This is a genomic window from Candidatus Nanopelagicales bacterium, from assembly GCA_041393815.1.
Taxonomy (GTDB): Bacteria; Actinomycetota; Actinomycetes; order S36-B12; family JAWKJK01; genus JAWKJK01.
In genome coordinates, this window is sequence record JAWKJK010000001.1 from 1,022,019 (window position 1) to 1,042,444 (window position 20,426).

Consider the following 20,426-nt stretch of genomic DNA (forward strand, 5'->3'; position numbering starts at 1 on the left):
CAGGATGGGTCCATGGCGAACGAGCGGGCCGACATCGCGATGACCGAGGACGAGGTCCGCGGGTTCCTGGCGGCCGGCCGGACCCTGGTTCTGGTCACGATCGGCCCGGACGGCGTGCCCGACCCGGTGCCGATGTGGTTCGTGCTCGATGACGACGGAGACGTGTGGATGCGCACGTACGCCGCGTCGCAGAAGGTGGTCAACCTCCGCCGGGACCCCCGGGTGGCCGTCCTGGTCGAGACCGGCGACCGCTACGTGGAACTGCGCGGGGTCCAGGTGACCGGCCGGATCGAGCTCGTCGACGACGTGGACCGCATCTGCGCGGTCTTCGCCGACCTGATGGTCAAGTACGAGGGGGTCGACCCGGCGCACCGGGCCGCGGTGATGGAGGGCTACCGGGCGAAGGCCGCCAAGCAGGTCGCCCTGCGGCTGGTGCCCGAGCGGGTCGTGTCCTGGGACCACCGCAAGCAGGCCGCCGTCCGCGCGGCCCCGGCCGGGTGACGTCGGGCGTGTCAGGTCCGGGACAGCTCGCCTACCTGGGCGTGCTCGCGTTCGTGCTGATCGGGACCGGGTGGCTCGAGGTCGTGCTGCGGACCCGTGTCTACCGGCGCTGGAAGCGCCTGCTGCTGTCCGTGCTGCCCGCCGCCGCGGTGTTCGTGGTGTGGGACCTGTACGCCATCGCGTCGGCGCACTGGGACTTCGACCCCCGTTGGACCACCGGGGTGCTGCTGCCCGGGTCGCTGCCGCTGGACGAGCTGCTGTTCTTCCTGGTGATCCCCATCGCCTCGGTGCTCACGCTGGAGGCCGTCCGCTCGGTGAAGCGCTGGCCGGCCGGGGACGAGGCCCCGGGCGACGCCGACGAGGGGTCGCGGTGACCTACACCCAGCTCGCCCTGCTCGGGGTCGCCGTCGTGGCGGTCCTCGACCTGGCCGTGTTCCGGACGACACTGTTGCGTCGCAAGGTGTTCTGGACGGCGTACGCCATCATCGTCTTCTTCCAGCTGCTGACCAACGGCGTGCTCACTGGCTTCCGGATCGTGCGGTACGACGGCGACGCGATCCTCGGGTCGTCCACGCCGGTGGACGGTCCGCCGCCGTTCCTCGGGGACGGCCGGATCGCGTACGCGCCGGTCGAGGACCTGCTGTTCGGGTTCGCGCTGGTCCTGCTGACCCTGGTGCTGTGGGTGTGGTGGGGGCGCCGGGGGGTGCAGCGCACGCCGTCCGCCGGACCGCCGCGCTGGTGGCTGCGTCGCGGCCCGCTGGCGGGCCCGGACGAGGGGTCGGGGGCGGGTCAGGCCTCCGGCGCCGACGGCACCGGCTGAAGCCCCTCGACGTGGCCGGGGCCGACCCGGCGCCGGGCGGCGACGGCGCGGGCCCAGGCGGGCAGCGCCACGGCCAGGCGGCGCCCGGTCGACACCGTCGCCCGCCGGTCGAACACCTGGTAGTCGATGTCCTCCACGGCCTCCACGATCCCGCAGTACAGGACGTCGGCGGCGCGGATGCACGGCTGCGACGAGGGGTGCAGCAGGGCGATCCCCGGCTCGGCCCGCTGCTGCAGCTGCCGGACGCGGGCGATCTCGAACTGCAGCACCGCGCGGATCTCGGGCGTGACGACCCGTCGCTCCAGGTCGGCCCGGGTGACGCCGAACCGGTCGAGGTCCTCCAGCGGCAGGTAGACCCGGCCGCGGTCGAGGTCCTCACCGACGTCCCGGATGAAGTTGGCCAGCTGGAACGCCACCCCGAGGTCCATCGCCCGCGGATAGGCCTGCGGGTCCGACGGCTCCAGGACGGGCACCATCTGCAGCCCGATCACCGCCGCGGACCCGTACACGTACTCGAACAGGTCGTCGTACGTGGGGTACTCGGTGACGGTCAGGTCCATCCGCATCGAGTGCAGGAACGCCTCGAAGTGCTCCCGCGGGATCTCCCAGCGCAGCACCGTGTCGACGACCGCCTTGGCGACCGGGTCGTCGGACCTTCCGCGCCGCACGTCCGCGAGGAACTCGTCGCCCCAGCGGCCGAGCCAGTCCGCCTTCTCCTGTGCGGTGAGCGTGGAGGCCAGGTCGTCGACGATCTCGTCGGCGTAGCGGGCGAACCCGTACAGCGCGTGGACGTACGGCCGCTTGCCGGCGGGTAGCAGCAGGGTGGCCAGGTAGTAGGTCTTGCCGTGCTGGGCGTTGAGCTCGCGGCAGCGCTCGTAGGACGCGCGCAGGGCGGGGTCGGTGATCCCCGCCGCATCCAGCTCGCGTCCGCTCACGGGGCGCCATCCTGCCACCGGGCGCGGACGTGGCCACGCCGTGCCACGATGCGCGGGTGCCGACCGTCGCGCGCCCGACCGCGCCCCGCCCCCGGTCCCGGCGACTGCGTGCCCTCCTGGCCCTGGTGCTCGGGCTGGCGGTCCTGTCCGGGCTCCTCGGCGGCTGCGCGGCAGCGGGCGGAGCGACGAGCACGTCGTCGGCCCCCGCCACCGACGGCGCGGTCACCGGATCGGCCGAGCTCGCGCCGGCCGAGGCCACCACGAACCTGCCGGTGGTGCGGGTGGACCGGCTGCCGCCCGAGGCCGTGGACACCCTGGTCCTGATCGAGGCCGGCGGCCCGTTCCCGTACGACAAGGACGGGAGCGTGTTCGGCAACCGGGAGGGGCTGCTCCCCCCGCAGCCGAACGGGTTCTACCGCGAGTACACCGTGGTCACGCCCGGGTCGTCCGACCGCGGCGCCCGCCGCATCGTCGGCGGCGACGACGGCTCCCGGTTCTGGACCGAGGACCACTACGCGTCGTTCGAGGAGATCGTGCAGTGAACGAGGAGGAGCGCTGGTTGCTGGCGGCGATCGGACGCGGTGACCTCGACGGCGTACGCCGTTGGGTGACCCGCGCCGACGGCCTGGACCTGTCGGCGGAGGTCGAGTCGGTCGCGGACGACACCGACTGGCGGGTGGTCGAGCTGGCGACCGAGGAGGCCGACGGGAAGGAGGGCTTCCTGGAGGCGTGCGCGGACGCGTTCGCACTGCCGGACTGGTTCGGCATGAACTGGGACGCCCTGGAGGAGTGCCTGCGCGACCTCGACCTCACCGGCGTCAGCGGGGTGCTGGTGGTGTGGACCGGCTGGGAGGAGCTGGCCGAGGGGGCGCCGGAGACCGTGGCGACTGCGGTGGACGTGCTGCGGTCGGCGGTCCGCTCGTGGGTCGACGATGGCTCCCCGGGGGCGGTCCTGCTGGCCGGACCGGCGGAGGAGGACGAGCCCGCGGTGATCCGGGGACTGCCCCCGCTGTCGGCGGACTAGGTCCGGGCGGGCCCGCTCACCAGCATCTGCCGGGCCCGGGCCTCGCCCGGCGGGTCCTCCGGGTGTAGGCCGTGGCTGACCGCCTCGCCCAGCACGAGCCGCCGCTCGCGCGGGCTGGCGAGCAGCACGACGCCCACGATCGCGAACGCGGCCACGATCGAGATCCCGTCGGTGAGCTCCAGCAGCGTGTCCGACGTCGAGCTCGACTCCGACATGCCGTGCACTGCGAAGGCGGCCGTCAGCAGGATCGTCCAGCGCAGCTCGCGCCGGCCGAGCCCGGTGGCGGCGAACAGCGGCAGGAACCACAGCAGGTACCACGGCTGCACGACCGGCCCGAGCACGACGACGGCCAGGAACGCCAGCGCGGCCCCGCGCACCGGGCTGCGGCCCTCCGGCCGCAGGCACAGCCAGGCGACCACGACCAGTGCCGCCGCGGTCCCGATCAGCCGGAACACCCCGACCAGAAGGTCCTCCGCCCCGGTGACACCGAACCACTCCAGCGTCTTGCCCAGCGCCATCCCCAGCGCCGTCGGCGGCGACAGCCAGGTCCGCACCTCGCCGGGCGTGCCGAGGGCGTTGACCCACCCGAAGCCGACGCCGGCCACCAGGGCCGTGGCGGCGAACGCCGCGCCCGCGACGAGGACCGTCCAGACCCACGAGACGATGCGCCGGCCCCAGCCCGCCCGGGCACCGGCCCACAGCAGGCCGACGAACGGCAGCGCCAGCAGCGCGATCGGCTTGACCGACGCCGCCATCGCCACGAGCACCGCACCCCAGATGGGGTGGCGCTCGGCCGCGACGGCGAGACCGGCGACGACCAGCCCGGCCATGAGCGCGTCGTTGTGCCCTCCGGCGACGAAGTGCATGACGACCAGCGGGTTCAGCACGCCGAGCCACATCGCCTTGGACGGGTCGATGCCGTGCAGGAACGCCAGCCGCGGCACGTACACCGCCAGCAGCGCCACCCCGACCAGCGCCACGACCCGGAAGACCAGGACGGCCAGGAAGGGCTGGCCCTGGGCGAAGTTCGCCACCCCGCGCTCGATCAGCAGGAACAGCGGGCCGTACGGGGTGGGCGTCTCCGACCACATCGGGTCGACGCCGTCCTGGAACCAGCCGGGGATGACCGCGACGCCGCTGGCGTACGGGTCGAACCCGGCCGCCATCAGCTTGCCCTGCGCGTAGTAGGAGTACATGTCCCGGCTGAACAGCGGCGGTGCGGCCACCAGCGGCAGGCACCACGCGACCAGGACCGTGCCCACCTCGACCACGCCGTGCCGGACGCCGGACAGCAGGTCGTAGCCGAGGACCAGCCAGGCCTGCAGCAGCAGGGCGATCCCGACGAAGATCAGGCCGCGCGAGATGAGCAGCCCCGCGGTCGATGCCCGCAGCACGTCGACCACCGGCCAGTCCAGCAGGTCGGTGGTGAGCGGGAGCCAGCCGACGCCGAGGGAGCCCACCGCGACCAGCGCGGTCCCGGCGAACCCGGGGAGGGCGTACCGCAGCAGGAAGGCGAGCGTGATGCCGGTGCCCGCGATCCCGCCCCGACGGTCGGGCGTCACCGGCCCAGGGTAGCCCCGGGCCGGGTCACCACCGAGCGGCGCGGGACCGGTACGAGGGGTCGCGGCCGGTCACCCGCTCGGCCGCCAGCCGGCCGGACACCAGGACCATCGGGACGCCGACTCCGGGCTGGGTGCCGGACCCGGTGAACACGACGTTCTGGCCCCACAGGTTGCCCGGGCGGAACGGCCCGGTCTGCAGGAACGAGTGCGCCGAGGCGAACGGGGCGCCGTACGCCATGCCGCGCGCCTCCCAGTCCAGCGGCGTCGTGACGTGCTCGACCTCGATGCCGTCGCCGAAGCCGACGTAGCCGCGCTCCTCCAGCACCCGGACGACCTCGTCGCGGTAGCGCGGGCCCTCGCGGCGCCAGTCGATCGGCGCTCCGGTGTGCGGGGTGGGGAACAGCACGTAGTAGACGTGCTTGCCCTCGGGCGCCAGCGACGGGTCGGAGTGCGAGGGGTTGGTGACCAGCAGGCTGGGGTCGGACATCAGTCGCTGCTCGTCGATGAGCTCGCGGAAGACCCCCTGCCACGACCGGCCGAAGTGGATGTTGTGGTGGGCGATCCGCGAGTACGACGCCGACGAGCCGGCCAGCAGCAGGAAGCACGAGGGGGAGTAGTCCAGCCGGCGCACCGACCACGGGGATCGGCCGAGCAGGTCGCGGTAGGCGACCGGCAGGTCCGGGTTGAGCACCACCACGTCCGCGGGGATCCGGTCCCCGTCGGCGGTGTGGACCGCGACCGCTCGGTCGCCCTCGGTCTCCACCCGGGTCACGGTGGTGGAGTAGCGGAACCGCACGCCGTGCTTCTCCGCGGCCGCGGCCATCGCGGTGGGGACCGCGTGCATCCCGCCGCGGGGGAAGAACACCCCGGCGACGGAGTCCATGTACGCGATGACCGCGTAGATCGCGAGGGCGTCGTACGGCGACAGACCGGCGTACATGGCCTGGAACGAGAACACGCGCTCGGTGCGCGGGTCCTTGAGGTACTGCCGCACCTTCGGGGCCAGCTTGCGGAACCCGCCCAGTGCCACCAGGCGCGCCAGGTCCGGGGTCACCAGGTCCAGCGGGGAGTCGATGTTGCGGTCGATGAAGTCCTTCATCTCGAAGCGGTACAGCTGCGAGACGAAATCGACATAGCGGCGGTAGCCGGCGGCCTCGTCCGGGCCGATGACCTCGGCGATCTCGTCCGCCATCGCGTCGACGTCGCTGTGCACGTCGAGCTGGGAGCCGTCCGGGTAGTACGCGCGGTACAGCGGGCTCACCGGGTCCAGCGTCAGCCAGTCCGCCATCGACTCGCCGACGCTGTCGAACGCGTCCGCGATCAGGTCCGGCATCGTGAGCACGGTCGGGCCGGTGTCGAACTCGAAGCCGGAGTCGGAGATCCGCCCGGCCCGGCCACCCGGAACGGCTTCGCGCTCCAGCACGGTGACCTCGCGGCCGGCGCCGGCCAGCCGCATGGCCGCGGAGAGTCCGGCCAGGCCAGCGCCCACGACGACGACGTGCTCGGTCGGTCCGGTGACGGTTCGGGGGGAGCCGCCGGGCAGCCAGCGGCGCAGATCCGGTGCCATCGACGTCCTTCCTCGGAATCGGCTCAGACCGAGCGACGGGTGGCGGCGAGCGCGAGCCCGCGCAGCACGTCGCGCGCCGGGTCGGCGATGACGTCGGCGTCGGCGGCGGCGAGCGACTCGTCGGTGAAGCGGGTGATGAGCGTCTCGACCTCGGCGAGCGCCCCGGTCTCCACGATCACGTCGCGCAGCGCGTCGATGCCGGCGGCGTCCAGGGCGGGGTCGCCGAGGCGGCCGCGGAGCAGGGCGGCCTGCGCGGGGGTGGCGCGCTCCAGCGCGGTCGCCACCAGGACCGTGCGCTTGCCCTCGCGCAGGTCGTCCCCGGCCGGCTTGCCGGTCTCGGACGGGTCGCCGAAGACGCCGAGGACGTCGTCGCGCAGCTGGAACGCCTCGCCCAGGGGCAGTCCGTACGCGGTGTAGGCGGCCACCACCTCGGGGGAGCCGCCGGCGAGCGCCGCGCCGAGGTGCAGCGGTCGCTCGATGGTGTACTTGGCCGACTTGTAGCGGACGACCCGCAGCGCCCGGTCCACGGAGCCGCCGCCGCGGGCCTGCTCGAGCAGGTCGAGGTACTGCCCGGCCATGAGCTCGCTGCGCATCCCGTCGTACACCGGCTTGGCCCGGCGCACGGAGTCGCCGGGCAGGCCGCACTCGAACAGCAGCTGGTCGGCCCAGGACAGGCACAGGTCACCGAGCAGGATGGCCGCGCCGACGCCGAACGACTCCGACGAGCCCAGCCAGGAGTTCCCGCGGTGCAGCGTGGCGAACCGGCGGTGCGCCGCGGGCAGGCCGCGCCGGGTGTCCGACCCGTCCATCACGTCGTCGTGGATGAGCGCACAGGCCTGGAGGAACTCCAGCGCCGTGGCGGCCACCATCGCGGGCTCCTCGTCGGCGCCGCCCGCGCCGCGCCAGCCCCAGTAGCAGAACGCCGGCCGCAGCCGCTTCCCGCCTGCCATCAGCTCGACCAGGGCCTCGGTCATCGGGCCGAGGTCCTCGCTGACCTCCTCCAGCACGCCGGTCTGGCGGGCGAGGAACACGTCGAGGGTCTTCTGGACCCGGCTGCGCAGGTCCTCGACGTCGAGCGGGGAGGCGGAGTCGGTCACGGGATCACGGTACGGGGGGCTGGCGGGACCGGCATCCGCGGCCGTCCGTAGCCTTGGGCCCCATGCCGGGGGCTCACCAGTCTCGTACCGGCGGCCCGTCGCTCGGAGCGCACCTGGCCGCCGGGGACCGCTCGTTCTCGTTCGAGTTCTTCCCGCCGAAGACCGATGAGGGCGAACGTCAGCTGTGGACCGCTCTGCGGGAGCTGGAGCCGCTGCGGCCGACGTTCGTGTCGGTGACCTACGGCGCGGGCGGCTCGACGCGGGACCGCACGGTCCGGGTGACCGGGCGGATCGCGGCGGAGACGACGCTCACGCCGGTCGCGCACCTGACCTGCGTGGGCGCCAGCGTCGACGACCTGCACGACGTGGTCGCGCAGTACGCCGACGCCGACGTCTCCAACATCCTGGCGCTGCGCGGGGACCCGCCCGGCGGTCTCGGTGCCCCCTGGGAACCGCACCCCGGGGGCCTGGAGCACGCGGTCGACCTGGTCCGGCTGGTCCGGCGGCTCGGCAGCTTCTCCGTGGGCGTCGCGGCCTTCCCGGAGGGGCACCCGGAGGCCCCGGACCTGGAGACCGACGCACAGGTGCTCGCCGCCAAGCAGGACGCCGGGGCGGAGTTCGCGATCACCCAGTTCTTCTTCCGCGCCGAGGACTACTTCCGGCTGGTCGAGCGGGCCGCGCGGCACGGGTGCGACCTGCCGATCGTGCCGGGGCTGATGCCGGTGACCAACGTCGGCCAGATCGAGCGGTTCGCCGCCCTGCAGGGGTCCGAGCTGCCTCGTGAGCTGTCCGAGCGGTTCCACGCGGTGGCCGACGACCCGGCCGCCGTCCGCGCGCTCGGGGTCGAGGTGGCCACGGACCTGGCCCGCCGGCTGCTCGACGGGGGCGCGCCCGGGCTGCACTTCTACACGCTCAACCGGTCCACGGCGACGCGGGAGATCTACCAGGCGCTGGGGCTGGGCGCGCTGTCCGGCTGACCGGGCTGTCCGGCTGACCATGGCGCCGGGGCTTGGCAGGATCGCGCGCATGCCCGGCCGGGAGCGTGCGCGGTGAGCCTGGAGCAGCTCGCCGTCACCCTGCTGGTCGGGGCCGCCATCGTGCTGGCCGCCGTGGTCGGGGTCCGGCTGGCCGACCGCCTCGGCGTCCCCGGCCTGCTGCTGTACCTGGGCCTGGGCATCCTCATCGGCGAGACCGTCCCGGCGCTCGACCTCACCGACGCCGAGCTGGCCACCGTGCTGGGCTATGCCGCCCTGGTGGTGATCCTGGCCGAGGGCGGCCTGACCACCCGGGTGTCCGAGCTGCGTCCGGTGCTGTGGCCGTCCCTGGTGCTGGCCACGGTGGGAGTGGGGGCGAGCATCGCCGCGGTCGCCGTACCGCTGGTGCTGCTGCTCGGCCTGGACTGGCGCTCGGCGCTGCTGCTGGGCGCGGTCCTGGCGGCCACGGACGCGGCGGCGGTGTTCTCGGTGCTGCGGCGGCTGCACCTCGCGCCGCGGCTGAAGGGGCTGCTGGAGGCGGAGGCCGGCTTCAACGACGCGCCCGTCGTCGTGCTGGTGGCACTGATCTCCAGCGGGTCGTTCGGCGAGTCGCCGTGGTGGACGGTGCCGCTGCTCGTGGTGGGGGAGATCGCCGGGGGCGCCGTGGTCGGCGTGCTGGTCGGGTTCGCCGGTCGGTGGCTGATGCCGCGGCTGGCCCTGCCCTCCGTGGGCCTGTACCCGATCGCTGCGATGGCGCTGATCGTCGGGGCCTACGGGGTCGCGGACCTCGTGCACGCGTCCGGCTTCATGGCGGTGTACGTGTCGGCCGTCATCATCGGGTCCTCGCAGGTCCCGCACCGGCGCTCGGTGGTGGGCTTCGCCGAGGCGCTGGCGTGGACCGCGCAGATCGGCCTGTTCGTGATGCTCGGCCTGCTGGCCGACCTGGGGCGGCTGCCGTCGGCGGTCGGCGTGGCGGCGGTGGCGGGGGCCGCGCTGATCGTGCTGGGGCGGCCGCTGGCGGCGGTGGTGTCACTGGTGCCGTTCCGATGGCCAGGGCGCTGGGTGGCGTTCGTGTCCTGGGCGGGGCTGCGCGGGGCGGTCCCGATCGTGTTCGCCGCCATCCCGCTCGGCGCTGCGGTGCCCGGGGCGGAGCGGGTGTTCGACGCCACGCTGCTGCTGGTCCTGGTGCTCACCGTGCTGCAGACCCCGACCCTGCCCTGGTTCGCGCGGCGGCTGGGGGTGGCGCAGGCGGCCGAACCGGATGAGCTGGAGGTGGAGTCGGCCCCGCTGGACGGGGTGAACGCCACCGTGCTCGGCATCGACGTGCCCGCGGGCTCGAAGCTCGTCGGGGTCTACGTGGAGGAGCTCGGCCTGCCGCACGGGGCGGTGGTGTCGCTGGTGGTGAGAGGCGACGAGGTCGTGGTGCCGAGCACGACGACGCGGTTGCGGGCAGGTGACCGGATGGTGGTGGTGGCCGCGGCGGGCGCCCGCGAGCAGGCGGAGCGGCGGCTGCGCGCGGTGAGCCGGCGCGGCCGGCTGGCCGGTTGGCTGGGGGACCGGGGCGCCCCCGACTGAGCCGGGCGAACCCCGACTGGTCCTCGTCGGGTTGGTGTCTGGTCAGGTCGGGCCTTCGAAGCGCCAGGACGCCAGCACCCCGTCCACCTCGGCGTTCAGCTCCAGCGCCAGAGCGGGTCGGGGTGACACCGCGACCAGGGCCGCGTACGAGTCCCGGTCCGGCACCAGGGCCACCCGGGCGCGGGAGCCGGCGGGCAGCACGAGGGGCTCGGATCCCGGTCCGGAGCGGCCGGCCAGCCGGACGTCCGTTCTCCCCACGCGGACGTCGACGAGGAGTGTGGGACGGCCGCCGACGGTGGTCCGCTGCGTCTGGATGACGTCCAGCCCGGGCCGTCGGCCCAGGGTGGCGCCCGGGCGGTCGGGGTCGAGGCCGTCGAGCTCGCCGAACCACAGCACCTCCGCGACGCCGCCGGTCGCGTCGCCGCGCTCAACCCGCTGGGGGACCCGCAACCGCCAGCCGTCCCCGAGGGTGACGCGGTAGCCGGTCAACCGGTAGGTGGCCGACGGCCGTACCAGGTAGTCGCCCGGGGGTACCGGGCGGCGGGCCAGCTCCTCCATCGACGCCAGCGTGAACACCTCGCCGGGCTCGAGCAGGGCGAGCGAGTCCAGGATCCGCTGGTGCTCGGAGAAGAGACCGGAGGGCCGGGCGGCGGTGGTCCGGGTCACCGCCACGACGGCGGGGGCGACCGGGTCGCCGACGAACGCCCAGCGGACCCGGCTGCCGGGGCGCAGCCGCCAGCGGTCGCCGTCGGGCTCGCGGGCGAGGTCGACCGGGTCGGCACCGGTGGAGCCGGCCACCGTGGCGTCCACGACGGTGAGGGGCATTCCCGCGACGGTCCCGGTGTCGACGGTGACGCCGCGCAGCGCGGGGTGCTCGGCGATCCAGCGAGCCTGATCCGAGGTGACCTGCGTGGCCGGGAGCCAGTTGCCGTCGGCGGTCCGCAGGCTCGACCAGCCGGGGGACACCTCCAGCAACTCCAGCGAGCCGTCGGCGTCCGACCCGCGGCCGAACCGCAACGGCCGGCCGGCGGAGCTCCAGCCACCGGCCAGGTCGAGTCGGAACTGCGGGTACGCCGACGCCACCCGGTAGGTCCCCAGCGGCACGCGGCCGACCACCAGGTCGTTGAGCAGACGAGCGGTGCTGCCCGGGCGGCCGACTCCCGTCCCCGGGCCGGGGTTGCGGGGGACGTCGGCCACCGCGGCCCCGTCCTCGGTGTCTACCTCGGTGTCTACCTCGGTGTCTACCTCGGTGCCCGCCTGCGTGGCGCCGTCGGTCGGCCGCCCGGGTGCGGTGGTGTCAGCTGGGTTCGTACGGTCGTCCGGGTTCGTGCTGCCGCCCGGGTTCGCGCTGCCGGCGGGGTCAGCCGCGATGTCGGCATCGTCAGAGGGCGTGTCGTCCTCGGCGGGAGAGGCGTCGGCCGACGCGGCAGGCGCGTCCGCCGTGCCGTGAGGGGCGTCGCCCGAGCCGGTCCGCATCGCCACCAGGAGGCCCGCTGCGACGGCCGCCGCGAGCCCCACCCCGAGGACCGGCCGCGCCCAGCTCGGCACGCGGGGCAGCCGGAGTCCCGGGCCGGTCGGCCCCAGCTCCAGCAGTTCCCGCTCGTGCATCCTCGGCAGCGTCGCACGCCTGGGCATGCACAGCGACCGGGCGCAGGTCTCAGAACGGCGGGAGGTCGTCGGGGTCGGGCGGCGCGTCCGTGTCCTGCGGCGGGGGCGGGGGCCGTCCGGGCGGTGAGGCGGGCAGTAGCGGGGACCTGAGGGTGGCGTACCGCTGCCCCAGCGGGCTGGTCCACACCGGCGCGGGTCCGCCGGTCAGGTCGACGGCGGGGTGCGGCTCGGCGAGCCAGCCGGCCTGGTCGCGTCGGCGGTTGTGCCGCGGGCAGGCCACCGCGAGCTGGTCCATGTGGGTGCGTCCGGTGCGCCGGTAGGCAGGGACGTGGTCCACGTCGCAGCCCGCTGCGCGGCGCCCGCAGGTGGGGTGCGAGCAGCGGGCGTCGCGGGCCCGGACCTGCCGGGCCATCGCCGGGGTGGGCAGTCGACGGGTGCCGGCGTCCAGCAGGTGCCCGGTCACCGGGTCGCTGACCCAGCGGACCCAGTCCGCATCCGCCGCCAGCGCACGCGCCAGCTCGGGGTCGATCGGCCCGTAGCCCTCCAGCTCCGCGGGCGCGTCCACGAGACCGAACAGGGTGGCCAGGTCGATCAGGATCCGGACCTCCGGCCGCGGCGGCGCCGGATCCGCGACGTGTCCCGGTCGCGACGACGGGCCGTGGTCTGCCGCCGAGCCCGGGTCCGCGGACGCCCCGGGGGCCGTGGTCGAGCACTGGCCCACGGTCGTGGGCGCGGTCGCCCCAGGTGCTGCCGCCGAGGCCGTGGCCGCGGCCAGCGCCGGGTCGAGCGGGGTCACCCCGAACGCGGCCAGCAGCGCGCCGACGCGCCACTGACCCAGCGTGGGGGCCTCGCCCTCGCCCGCCCCGCCGGGCTGTCCGGCCTGAGCGTCGGGCTGTCCGGCCGCCGCGCCGGGCTGACCGTCCGCGGTGCGCTCACGGAGTCGGTCGGCTGCGGCGTGGATCCGGCCGCGCAGGGCCAGCAGGTCCGGGGCCAGCCCGCGCACGGCCAGGCACGCCATCCCGTCGGACTCCGCCCACCACTCCACCCCGGTGCGGTCCCGCGCCTCGCGGCGTCGGCGCTCGGCCGCCGCCTGCGGCGCCAGGCGCACCACGAACGCGGCGACCCGCTCGCGCAGCCGCGCCGGCGGGTAGCGGCCCGCGTCCGGCAGCAGCACCGACAACGCCACCTCGGCCAGGTCACGGCCCCGGTCATCGCGCAGGCCTCGCAGCGGCCGGACCCCCTGCCCCAGCACGCTGGCCTGGGTCCAGCTCAACGCACCCGACTCCACCGCCTCGCCCAGGCGGGGGTGCACCCGCAGCACCTCCTCGGCCGCCGCGGCCTTGCCCAGCGCGGTCGCCGGGGCCACCCGCAGTGCGGCGGCCAGCTCCTCACCCAGCCACGCGTCCCGGTCGCTCGACACCACGCCCGGCGCCGGCCGACTGGCCTCGGTCACCGCGTCGGACACCGCCACCATCGCCCGCCCCGCCTGCACCTGCGCCCAGCCCAGCAGCCGGTCGCAGGCCTTCAGCAGGCTGGCCGTCGCCTCCCCCGGCAGCGCGTCGACCTCGACGCCCGCCACCGCAGCGGCCAGCCCGGGTCCGGGCTCCACGCCCTCCCACGGCCAGCCCCCGCACGGGGTCTCATCGATCCATCCATCCGCCACACCCCACACGCTAGACAGGGGGTCCGACACTCCCCTCCGACCAAGCCCGAAGCCCTGTGGACGACTCGCCGGACCCGCGCCGAGCAGCTTCGGCGCGGCCGGTCGAGGCTGCCCCGCGCTAGGCGCGGCCAATGAGGTTGGCCACGATCTCGGCGCTCATCCCGACCAGCGGCAGTCCGCCGCCGGGGTGCGCCGACCCGCCCACCAGGAACAGTCCGGGCACCGGCGACGCGTTGGCGGGTCGCAGGAACGCCGCCCGCGGGCCGTTGCTGGACGTGCCGTAGATCGACCCGCCCGGCGCCCGGGTGGAGCGTTCGAGGTCCGCGGGCGTCCGGATCTCACGCCACAACAGGCGGTCCCGGACGTCGACCCCGCGGCGGCCCAGTACGGCGAGCACCTGGTCGGCGTACGACTCCGCCAGCCCGGGTGCGGTCCAGTCGATCGTTCCGGAGCCCGGCGAGCCGCTGCCGTGCCGGGGCGCGTTCACCAGCACGAACCAGGACTCGTGGTCGGCGTCCGGGCGCATCCGATCGTCGTCAGGGGCGCAGACGTACACGGCGGGGTCCGGCACCGGGCGAGGGTGTCGACCGAAGATGGAGTCGAACTCGTCGTCGTAGTCGGCGGGGAACCACACGTTGTGGTGCCGCAGCCCCTGGGTGCGACCACGGACGGCGAGCAGCAGGACGAACCCGGACAGCGAGGGCGTCGCCTTTCGTAGGCGCCGCAACGGTTCTCGGCCGCGCGGGTCCGAGACCAGGTCGGCGTACAGGTGTGTCGCGTCCGCGTCGGCAACGACCACGTCTGCGTCGATCCGCTCCCCGTCGGCCAGCGCCACCCCGGACACCCGGTCCGCGGTCGTCTCGACCCGCGCCACGTCCGCCCCGAACCGCACTGTCACCCGGCGCTCCTCCAGCCGACGGGCCAGGGCGTCCGCGAGCGTGCGGATGCCGCCGCCGAGGTGCCAGGCGCCGAACGTCTGCTCCACGTACGGGATCGTCGCGAGCGGCGCGGGGGCCCGGCGAGGGTCGGAGCCCGCGTACGTGGCGTACCGGTCCAGCAGCGTCGTCAGGCGTGGATCGTGGAAGTACTTGCGCCCCAGTGCTCTGAGGGAAGTCAAGGGCGCCACGGTCCGGATGTCGGCCGGTCGCTTCGCCAGGGACACCAGGTCGCGGGTACCGGACAGCGGCGACTCCAGGACCGGGCGGCGGGTGATCCGCCAGATCTCGCCGGCGCGGGCGATGAAGCGGCGCCAGTCGTCGTACGCGGTGCCGCCCAGCGCGTCCCCGAGGGCGCGGGCGCAACGACCTGGGTCCACGCCCGGCATGTCCAGGTCCGTGCCGTCGGCGAAGTGGTAGCCGAAGCCCGGCTCCACCGGCTGCAGGTCGACGTTCTCCTCCAGTCCGGTGCCGGTCTTCAGGAAGAGGTCCCGGTAGACCGCCGGCAGCGTGAGCAGGCTGGGGCCGGTGTCGAAGACGAAGCCGTCGCGAGCGTAGGTGCCGAGCTTCCCGCCGTACGTGGGCGCCTGCTCCAGCACCGTCACGTCGTGCCGTTTGACCGATAGCCGGGCGGCCACAGCCATGCCGCCGACCCCGGCACCGATGACGACGACTCTGGCCACGTCCAGCGACCCTAGCCAGTCGGCAGGGTCAGCCGAGGCGACGGCCCTTCCAGGTCAGCGTGCCGCGCGCCCTTCGCCGCCAGGACGCCGCGGTGAGGAGCCCGAACGCGGTCACCGACAGCGGATGCGCCAGTGCGTCGGGCCACGCGCGCTCCCCGGTGCGCCGGGCAACGAGGACACGGCCCGCCACGCCGGCCGCGTAGCCGACCGCGCCCACCGTCCGCGCCACCCGGTCGCGCGAGGTGACCGCGACGACCGCGGGCGCCACGTACGCCAGCCCCAATGCGGCCACGACGGCGGCCGCGCCCGCGCGGCTCCCGAACGCCGACCACAGCGACTTGGTGTAGCCGTCGTACACGTCCCGGGGACCGTCGTACATCCGGCAGGACGCGACGGCGCTCCCCACGGTCGGAACGCCGCGGAAGCCGGCCCGCTTGAACGCCCGCAGCAGGGCGATGTCCTCGAGCACCTCGCCGCGCACGGCGGCGTGGCCGCCGACCGCGCGGTACGCGGCGGCATCGACGGCGAGCAGCTGGCCGTTGGCGGCGGCGAGAGACGGTCGTCGGGACCGCTCGGTGGGTCCGAGCGGCAGCGTGGTCAGCCAGGACCACACGACCAGTGGCTGCACCAGTCGTTCGGCGGGGGAGACGGCGACGAGCCTCGGGTACGGGGACAGCAGCTGAAGACCGTTGTCCCGCAACGCATCCACCGTGGCGGCGATCGCATGCGGCTCGAGCACCACATCGGCATCCACGAACACCAGAACGTCGCCGGTCGCCAGGTCGGCCAGTCGGGCGCAGGCCCAGGGCTTGCCGAGCCAGCCCGGCGGCGGTGGCTGGGGACCGCCGTCCACCAGGGTCAGGCGCGGGTCGTCACCTGCCACCGCCCGGACGACATCGGCGGTCCCGTCGCTGGAGCCGTCGTCCAGGACGAGGATCTCGGCGTTCGGCAGCCCGCGCTGGTCGAGCACCGCCCGCAGGGTCGGGGTGACCCGCGTCGCCTCGTCGCGCAGCGGCAGGAGGATCGAGACCCGTTGCGGCACAGTGGTTGGGGTCGACGGCAAAGGCTTCAGCCGTCGGATGTTGAAGGCCGCGTGGAGCGTCCCCGCGGTCGCCATCGCGGTGCCGATCGCCGCGACCAGGCGCGGGGCCGACCGCACGGACCCGCGGATCAGGGGCGATCGACCCACGTGCGCCACAGCCAGGGCAGGACTGCGATTCCCATGGCGACGCCGCCCCAGACGGCGACCCACGGCCGGCCGAGGAACACCGCGTTGGCCACGATCCCGCCGACGTAGGTCCACAGCAGCAGCAGTGCGGGGACGCCGTCGGGTCCCGGTCGGCGGGGCAGCCGGTCCAGCAGCGCCATGATGGCCAGCGCCACGAGCAACCAGCCCAGGTAGTTCTGTGCCGGGATTCCGGGGATGCCCGGCAGCGCGGGCTCGGGGCTGGCCCAGGTCCAGTAGCCCTCGCCGACCATCTGCGGGTCGAGGAAGAGGTCCCAGGTGGCCAGCAGCCACATCCCGACCAGCGGGGTGAGCACCGCGGACCGTGTCAGCGCGCGGGCCGCGAGCAGGCAGGGGTAGGCCATCATCGCCCAGGCCAGCGGGATCACGAAGGGGACGCCGCCGACGGTGGGCCCGAGCGCGTCGGAGTACGCGTAGTCCCCGAACGGGAGTCCGGTGCTCGTGCCCACGGCCTCCGCCGCCCAGCCGAGAACGAGCGTGACGGCCAGGTAGCCCAGCGTCCAGGCGACACCGCGGGTGAGCAGTGCGTGCGTACTGCTCGCGAGGAAGAACGTCAGGACGGTCGCCACGGTGAGCAGTCGCCGACCGTCCGCGTCCGCGAGGACCCACCAGATCTGGCCCAGGACCGTGACGACGGCGAACAGCCACGGGACCGACATGAGCAGCGGGCCGGGAGACGTGCTGCGCCGGCTCGCGTGCGGACCGGTGTAGACGCGGACGCTCACGCCGGACCCGCGGTCGTCGGGTGCGGCTCGGGCGGCACGGGACGGCTCACGGCGGGCACGCCCGCGAGTCTAGGTCGCGGCCGCGACCGTCTCGTGCACCAGTCGGACCACGTCGGACGGGCGGTCCCACATCGGCGCGTGGCCGCAGCGCCACAGCACCTCCCAGCGCGCGTGCCCGGGGGCGAGGTCGCGCAGCTGCATGCCCGGGCGGGGCAGCAGCCGGTCCCGGTCCCCGAAGACCACCGTGACGGGGACGTCGAGGGATACGTCGCCACCGCGGTCGAAGCGCTCGCCCAGGACGCCGAGGTGGGCAGCCTCGTACCCGCTCGCCCGGGCCTGTGCCAGCGCCGCGTCGACGGCCACCGGGTACGGCAGCGACTCGGGCCGCTCCACCCCCGCGGCGAAGGCGGTGCGCCGCACCGCCGCGACCCGCATCACCGCGGGGACGACCGGTCGGGTCAGCACGGCCAGCCGGTGGTTGGCGTCCAGCAGTCGGCTACGGCGCTGCGCCGGCACCCAGAGACCCGCCGGGGCCAGCGCGGTGACCGACAGCGCCCGGCCGTCGGCCGCGGCCTCCAGCGCGGTCCACCCGCCGAGGGAGTTGCCGACCAGGTGCGCCGAGGGCAGGTCCAGCTCGTCGAGCAGCCGTCCCAGCGCCGCTGCCATGGCGCGCGGCGTGGAGCGGGAGCCGGGCAGCGCGGGGGAGTCGCCGTGGCCGGGCAGGTCCACGGCGTAGGTCGTGAACGACGTCGCCAGGTCCGGGACGACGAGGTCCCACGCCTCGCGGGACGAGGCCAGCCCGTGCACGAGCACCAGCGGCGGCCCGGAACCCCGGACCTCGTACGCCAGCCCCCCGGCGCGACGCGCGGGTGGCCGAACCGCGCGGATGCCGCGGGTCACCGCGGGTCGTCGACCTGCGCCGGGATCTCGCCGACCTCGGCCGCGGTGCCGGCGGTGACGCGCAGCAGCTCGTCATACGTCGTCGGGAACACGTAGTGCGGGTGGCCGCCCGCCGCCCAGACCTCGTCGTACCGGGCCAGCTCGACGTCGACGAGGGTCCGCAGCGGGTGCGGGTGCCCGACCGGGGCGACGCCGCCGATCGACTGACCGGTGTGGTGCTTGACGAAGCGGGCGTCCGCGCGGCGGACCTGGTGGGCCTCGACCAGCGCCGCGAGCTTGAGCGGGTCGGCTCGGTGCGCCCCGGAGGTGAGGACCAGCAGCGGATGGCCGTCGGCATCGAAGACCAGCGAGTTGGCGATGGCCCCGACCGGGATGCCGAGCTGCGCGGCCGCGGTGGCGGCGGTGGGTGCGGGCTCGGGGAGCTCGCGCACCTGGCCGGGGACGCCGAGGGCGGCCAGCGCCCGGCTCACGGCGCGGACGCTGGGGTGGCGGCGGTCCTCCTCATCCGACATGTCCCGGAGGGTACCGGCGGACGGCCGGACCGGCTGCCGGTCAGGTCGGCGGGCACATCAGACCGGCTGCAGCTGCGCCGCGCCGAACGGCACGTTGAACCGGTCGCACCACAGGATCACGCTGGCGTACGCGTCGAGGTCGGCGTCGGCCGGCACGGCGTAGTTCTGGTTGCCGAGGTTGCCCTTGAGCGCGCCGAGGCCCAGGAAGCCGGCGGCCTCCGCGTCACCCGCGCGGTCGACCGGCTGGGCGGACAGCCAGACGCGGACGTCGGGGCCGTTGTCGGTGGCGAGGTCCTCCAGCCGCAGCACGGTCGAGCCGTCGGGCAGGCGCACCAGCAGCACCGTGCCGGTCGTCGGGTGCTCGAACGAGCGGAACTCCCCGCGCGCCAACACGACCGGGGCCGTGTCCTCACCGGTCGAGCTCGCGACGTCGGCTGCACCTGCGGTCTCGCCGGTCCCGGCGCTCCCGGCCGCCGCGACCGCGGTCCCGGGGAGGGCCTCGTCGACGGTGGTGTCGACGAACAGCAGCCAGGGCTGGAACAGCGCGAGGGCCCCGGCCAGCAGCACGGCGCCGACGACGCCCACCGCCCACCACAGCCGACGGCGGGACCGCGCCCTGCGGGAGCCCGGGGTCCCGGGGTCGGTGGCGGGGGCGGGGGTGCCGGTGGTGGTGCTCATGGGGTCCTCCTGGCGGGGTCGCGGTCGGTCACCGTGTCCTGGTCGTCAACCGCCCGGGGGCCGCCGGGCGTCCCGGATCCGGCCGTGTGCGGCCTTACGAGGTGGTGACGGCGCCCGCGATGGTGACGGCGGTGGATCGGGGTGGGACGGCGGTGGATCGGGTGTTGACGTACGTCGGACCCCGGGGCTACCGTGGTGGTGTTCGAACAGGCGTTCGAGTTGCCGCCACGGTGACTCGCTCGCCCGTGGCGAGCGGTGCCGCCGGGACTCGCGCCTCGGCGGCACGGAGATTCCCGTCTCCGGGTGCGGCCTCGACCCCCGTGCCCGGAGCCGGGCCGCCGGCCCGTCGGTGTGGGGAAGCACCTTCGGGCCGGCGGCCCCGTCGCCGTCTTCCCCCGGCTCGCGGTCGTAGGCCACCGGCGCCCGGCAGGGCGTCGTCTCGAGGACGAGGGGACCCGCATGAGCCGTCGTTACACCGATCCGGTCGAGGTCCGGCTGCGCGCCGACGAGCCGGTCCAGTTCCTGTGGCGCGGACGGCTGTACGTCGTCCGCGGCGTCCTGGCCCACTGGGTGGAGGTGGGGGCCTGGTGGCGGGGGGACCCGGGCCGCCGGGAACCGGGCGAGGCCGAGCGTCAGGTCTGGCGGGTCGAGGCGGCGGCCGGGCGCGCGTCCGCCCCCGGGATCTACGACCTGTGCCGGGAGGGCGTCCCGTCCCGGGACGTCCCGGGCCAGGAGGGCACCCCGGGCCAGGAGGGCACCCCGGGCCAGGAGGGCGCCCCGGGCCAGGAGCCCGCGGGGGTCGCTGCGCCCGTGGGGAGCGCTGCGCCCGTGGGGAGCGCCGCGCCTGTGGGGAGCGGTGCGCCCGTGGGGAGCGGTGCGCGCTGGAGCCTGGCCCGGTCATGGGACTGAGTCCGGTCGTGGATCCCGACCAGGTCACGGAACGCAGAGGAGGGGGTCCGATGGGTCGTCCTGCGCCGTTGCCGGCGGCCAGCCGGGACCTGCTGGCCGCGGCCGCCCGCGGCCTGGCCGAGGCCAGCGTCGCGGTGACGCCGGGGGAGCGCTACGCCCACGCCCACCTGGCTGCCCTGCGGGCGGCGGCCGCGGTGCTGGCGGCCCGGGCCCGCCCGGCCTCGAGCCGTGCGCGGATCCGCAGCGTGTGGGTGCTGCTGCCCGCGGTCGCACCCGACCTCACCGAGTGGGCCGCGTTCTTCGCCGCCGGCGCGGGCAAGCGGGCCGCGGCCGAGGCGGGCCTGGCCGGTGCCGTCACCGAGCGGGAGGCCGACGACCTGGTCCGCGACGCCGAGACCTTCCTGGCGCTGGTGGCCACCGCGCTGGGGCTCAGCCATCAGCTCGGGCTGCCCTCCGCGTCGCGGCTGCGCTCGGCCGGCTGAGCGCGGCTGTGCTTCCTGGCGTCGCTGACT

At 75.2% G+C, this 20,426-nt stretch carries 21 protein-coding genes; 9 read left to right on the plus strand and 12 right to left on the minus strand.

The window, feature by feature from the left end; translation table 11 throughout:
- Window positions 1-12: 12 nt before the first annotated feature.
- The 3 genes from R2737_04680 to R2737_04690 are packed head-to-tail and all read left to right on the plus strand — an operon-like array spanning window position 13 to window position 1,321.
- Window positions 13-501: a TIGR03618 family F420-dependent PPOX class oxidoreductase gene (locus R2737_04680; protein ID MEZ5115546.1), complete on the plus strand. Its 489-nt coding sequence runs from the start codon at window positions 13-15 to the stop codon at window positions 499-501.
- Between the two features lie 8 nt (window positions 502-509).
- Window positions 510-875 carry a lycopene cyclase domain-containing protein gene (locus R2737_04685; GenBank protein ID MEZ5115547.1) on the plus strand — a complete coding sequence of 122 codons (366 nt, stop codon included), beginning with the start codon at window positions 510-512 and terminating at the stop codon, window positions 873-875.
- Window positions 872-1,321 (plus strand): lycopene cyclase domain-containing protein, encoded by a 450-nt coding sequence (locus R2737_04690; GenBank protein MEZ5115548.1) that lies wholly within the window; start codon window positions 872-874, stop codon window positions 1,319-1,321. The genes R2737_04685 and R2737_04690 overlap by 4 nt, the downstream gene beginning before the upstream one ends.
- On the opposite strand, the gene R2737_04695 is transcribed toward R2737_04690, so the two are convergent.
- Window positions 1,291-2,256 (minus strand): phytoene/squalene synthase family protein, encoded by a 966-nt coding sequence (locus R2737_04695; protein ID MEZ5115549.1) that lies wholly within the window; start codon window positions 2,254-2,256, stop codon window positions 1,291-1,293. The two genes, R2737_04690 and R2737_04695, sit on opposite strands and share 31 nt — an antisense overlap.
- Window positions 2,257-2,312: 56 nt before the next feature.
- On the opposite strand from R2737_04695, the gene R2737_04700 reads away from it, so the two are divergent.
- Window positions 2,313-2,798: a ribonuclease domain-containing protein gene (locus R2737_04700; GenBank protein ID MEZ5115550.1), complete on the plus strand. Its 486-nt coding sequence runs from the start codon at window positions 2,313-2,315 to the stop codon at window positions 2,796-2,798.
- Window positions 2,795-3,280, plus strand: coding sequence for a barstar family protein (locus R2737_04705; protein ID MEZ5115551.1), 486 nt, complete (start codon window positions 2,795-2,797; stop codon window positions 3,278-3,280). Before R2737_04700 ends, R2737_04705 begins: the two co-directional genes overlap by 4 nt.
- Here R2737_04705 and mptB read toward each other — a convergent pair.
- The 3 genes from mptB to R2737_04720 are packed head-to-tail and all read right to left on the minus strand — an operon-like array spanning window position 3,277 to window position 7,506.
- A complete protein-coding gene (mptB, locus tag R2737_04710; GenBank protein ID MEZ5115552.1) occupies window positions 3,277-4,842 on the minus strand; it encodes a polyprenol phosphomannose-dependent alpha 1,6 mannosyltransferase MptB in 1,566 nt (521 codons plus the stop codon). The two genes, R2737_04705 and mptB, sit on opposite strands and share 4 nt — an antisense overlap.
- Before the next feature lie 25 nt (window positions 4,843-4,867).
- On the minus strand, window positions 4,868-6,409 hold the full coding sequence (gene crtI / locus R2737_04715; GenBank protein MEZ5115553.1) for a phytoene desaturase family protein: 1,542 nt from the start codon (window positions 6,407-6,409) through the stop codon (window positions 4,868-4,870).
- 23 nt (window positions 6,410-6,432) lie between these two features.
- Window positions 6,433-7,506: a polyprenyl synthetase family protein gene (locus R2737_04720; protein MEZ5115554.1), complete on the minus strand. Its 1,074-nt coding sequence runs from the start codon at window positions 7,504-7,506 to the stop codon at window positions 6,433-6,435.
- Window positions 7,507-7,568: 62 nt separating this feature from the next.
- On the opposite strand from R2737_04720, the gene metF reads away from it, so the two are divergent.
- Both metF and R2737_04730 read left to right on the plus strand, forming a co-directional pair.
- Complete coding sequence (metF, locus tag R2737_04725; GenBank protein ID MEZ5115555.1) at window positions 7,569-8,483, plus strand: methylenetetrahydrofolate reductase [NAD(P)H]; 915 nt, start codon at window positions 7,569-7,571, stop codon at window positions 8,481-8,483.
- Window positions 8,484-8,555: 72 nt separating this feature from the next.
- Window positions 8,556-10,055 carry a potassium/proton antiporter gene (locus R2737_04730; protein ID MEZ5115556.1) on the plus strand — a complete coding sequence of 500 codons (1,500 nt, stop codon included), beginning with the start codon at window positions 8,556-8,558 and terminating at the stop codon, window positions 10,053-10,055.
- Window positions 10,056-10,097: 42 nt separating this feature from the next.
- Here R2737_04730 and R2737_04735 read toward each other — a convergent pair whose 3' ends face one another.
- From R2737_04735 to R2737_04770, 8 genes are all read right to left on the minus strand, one after another.
- Window positions 10,098-11,663, minus strand: coding sequence for a hypothetical protein (locus tag R2737_04735; GenBank protein MEZ5115557.1), 1,566 nt, complete (start codon window positions 11,661-11,663; stop codon window positions 10,098-10,100).
- A gap of 49 nt (window positions 11,664-11,712) precedes the next feature.
- Window positions 11,713-13,326 (minus strand): DUF222 domain-containing protein, encoded by a 1,614-nt coding sequence (locus R2737_04740; protein ID MEZ5115558.1) that lies wholly within the window; start codon window positions 13,324-13,326, stop codon window positions 11,713-11,715.
- Between the two features lie 118 nt (window positions 13,327-13,444).
- Window positions 13,445-14,944: a phytoene desaturase family protein gene (gene crtI / locus R2737_04745; GenBank protein MEZ5115559.1), complete on the minus strand. Its 1,500-nt coding sequence runs from the start codon at window positions 14,942-14,944 to the stop codon at window positions 13,445-13,447.
- A 28-nt stretch (window positions 14,945-14,972) separates the two neighbouring features.
- On the minus strand, window positions 14,973-16,133 hold the full coding sequence (locus tag R2737_04750) for a glycosyltransferase family A protein (GenBank protein ID MEZ5115560.1): 1,161 nt from the start codon (window positions 16,131-16,133) through the stop codon (window positions 14,973-14,975).
- On the minus strand, window positions 16,115-16,915 hold the full coding sequence (locus R2737_04755; protein ID MEZ5115561.1) for a carotenoid biosynthesis protein: 801 nt from the start codon (window positions 16,913-16,915) through the stop codon (window positions 16,115-16,117). The genes R2737_04750 and R2737_04755 overlap by 19 nt, the downstream gene beginning before the upstream one ends.
- A gap of 69 nt (window positions 16,916-16,984) precedes the next feature.
- Window positions 16,985-17,815 (minus strand): alpha/beta fold hydrolase, encoded by an 831-nt coding sequence (locus R2737_04760; protein ID MEZ5115562.1) that lies wholly within the window; start codon window positions 17,813-17,815, stop codon window positions 16,985-16,987.
- Window positions 17,812-18,327, minus strand: coding sequence for a YbaK/EbsC family protein (locus R2737_04765; protein MEZ5115563.1), 516 nt, complete (start codon window positions 18,325-18,327; stop codon window positions 17,812-17,814). The genes R2737_04760 and R2737_04765 overlap by 4 nt, the downstream gene beginning before the upstream one ends.
- Window positions 18,328-18,384: 57 nt before the next feature.
- A complete protein-coding gene (locus R2737_04770) occupies window positions 18,385-19,005 on the minus strand; it encodes a DM13 domain-containing protein (protein ID MEZ5115564.1) in 621 nt (206 codons plus the stop codon).
- A gap of 459 nt (window positions 19,006-19,464) precedes the next feature.
- On the opposite strand from R2737_04770, the gene R2737_04775 reads away from it, so the two are divergent.
- Together R2737_04775 and R2737_04780 are read left to right on the plus strand one after the other, a co-directional pair.
- The gene (locus R2737_04775) at window positions 19,465-19,914 is read left to right on the plus strand and encodes a DUF6504 family protein (GenBank protein MEZ5115565.1); all 450 of its coding nucleotides are present in this window, start codon (window positions 19,465-19,467) and stop codon (window positions 19,912-19,914) included.
- 50 nt (window positions 19,915-19,964) lie between these two features.
- Window positions 19,965-20,396: an SAV_6107 family HEPN domain-containing protein gene (locus R2737_04780; GenBank protein MEZ5115566.1), complete on the plus strand. Its 432-nt coding sequence runs from the start codon at window positions 19,965-19,967 to the stop codon at window positions 20,394-20,396.
- The last annotated feature ends 30 nt before the right edge of the window (window positions 20,397-20,426 follow it).

Excerpts from the sequence above, each read along its gene's own strand:
- R2737_04680 (MEZ5115546.1), top strand. The coding sequence starts at position 13 with ATGGCGAACGAGCGGGCCGACATCGCGATGACCGAGGACGAGGTCCGC.
- crtI (MEZ5115553.1), bottom strand. The coding sequence starts at position 6,409 with ATGGCACCGGATCTGCGCCGCTGGCTGCCCGGCGGCTCCCCCCGAACC.
- metF (MEZ5115555.1), top strand. The coding sequence starts at position 7,569 with ATGCCGGGGGCTCACCAGTCTCGTACCGGCGGCCCGTCGCTCGGAGCG.
- R2737_04735 (MEZ5115557.1), bottom strand. The coding sequence starts at position 11,663 with ATGCACGAGCGGGAACTGCTGGAGCTGGGGCCGACCGGCCCGGGACTC.
- R2737_04765 (MEZ5115563.1), bottom strand. The coding sequence starts at position 18,327 with ATGTCGGATGAGGAGGACCGCCGCCACCCCAGCGTCCGCGCCGTGAGC.
- R2737_04770 (MEZ5115564.1), bottom strand. The coding sequence starts at position 19,005 with ATGAGCACCACCACCGGCACCCCCGCCCCCGCCACCGACCCCGGGACC.
- R2737_04775 (MEZ5115565.1), top strand. The coding sequence starts at position 19,465 with ATGAGCCGTCGTTACACCGATCCGGTCGAGGTCCGGCTGCGCGCCGAC.
- R2737_04780 (MEZ5115566.1), top strand. The coding sequence starts at position 19,965 with ATGGGTCGTCCTGCGCCGTTGCCGGCGGCCAGCCGGGACCTGCTGGCC.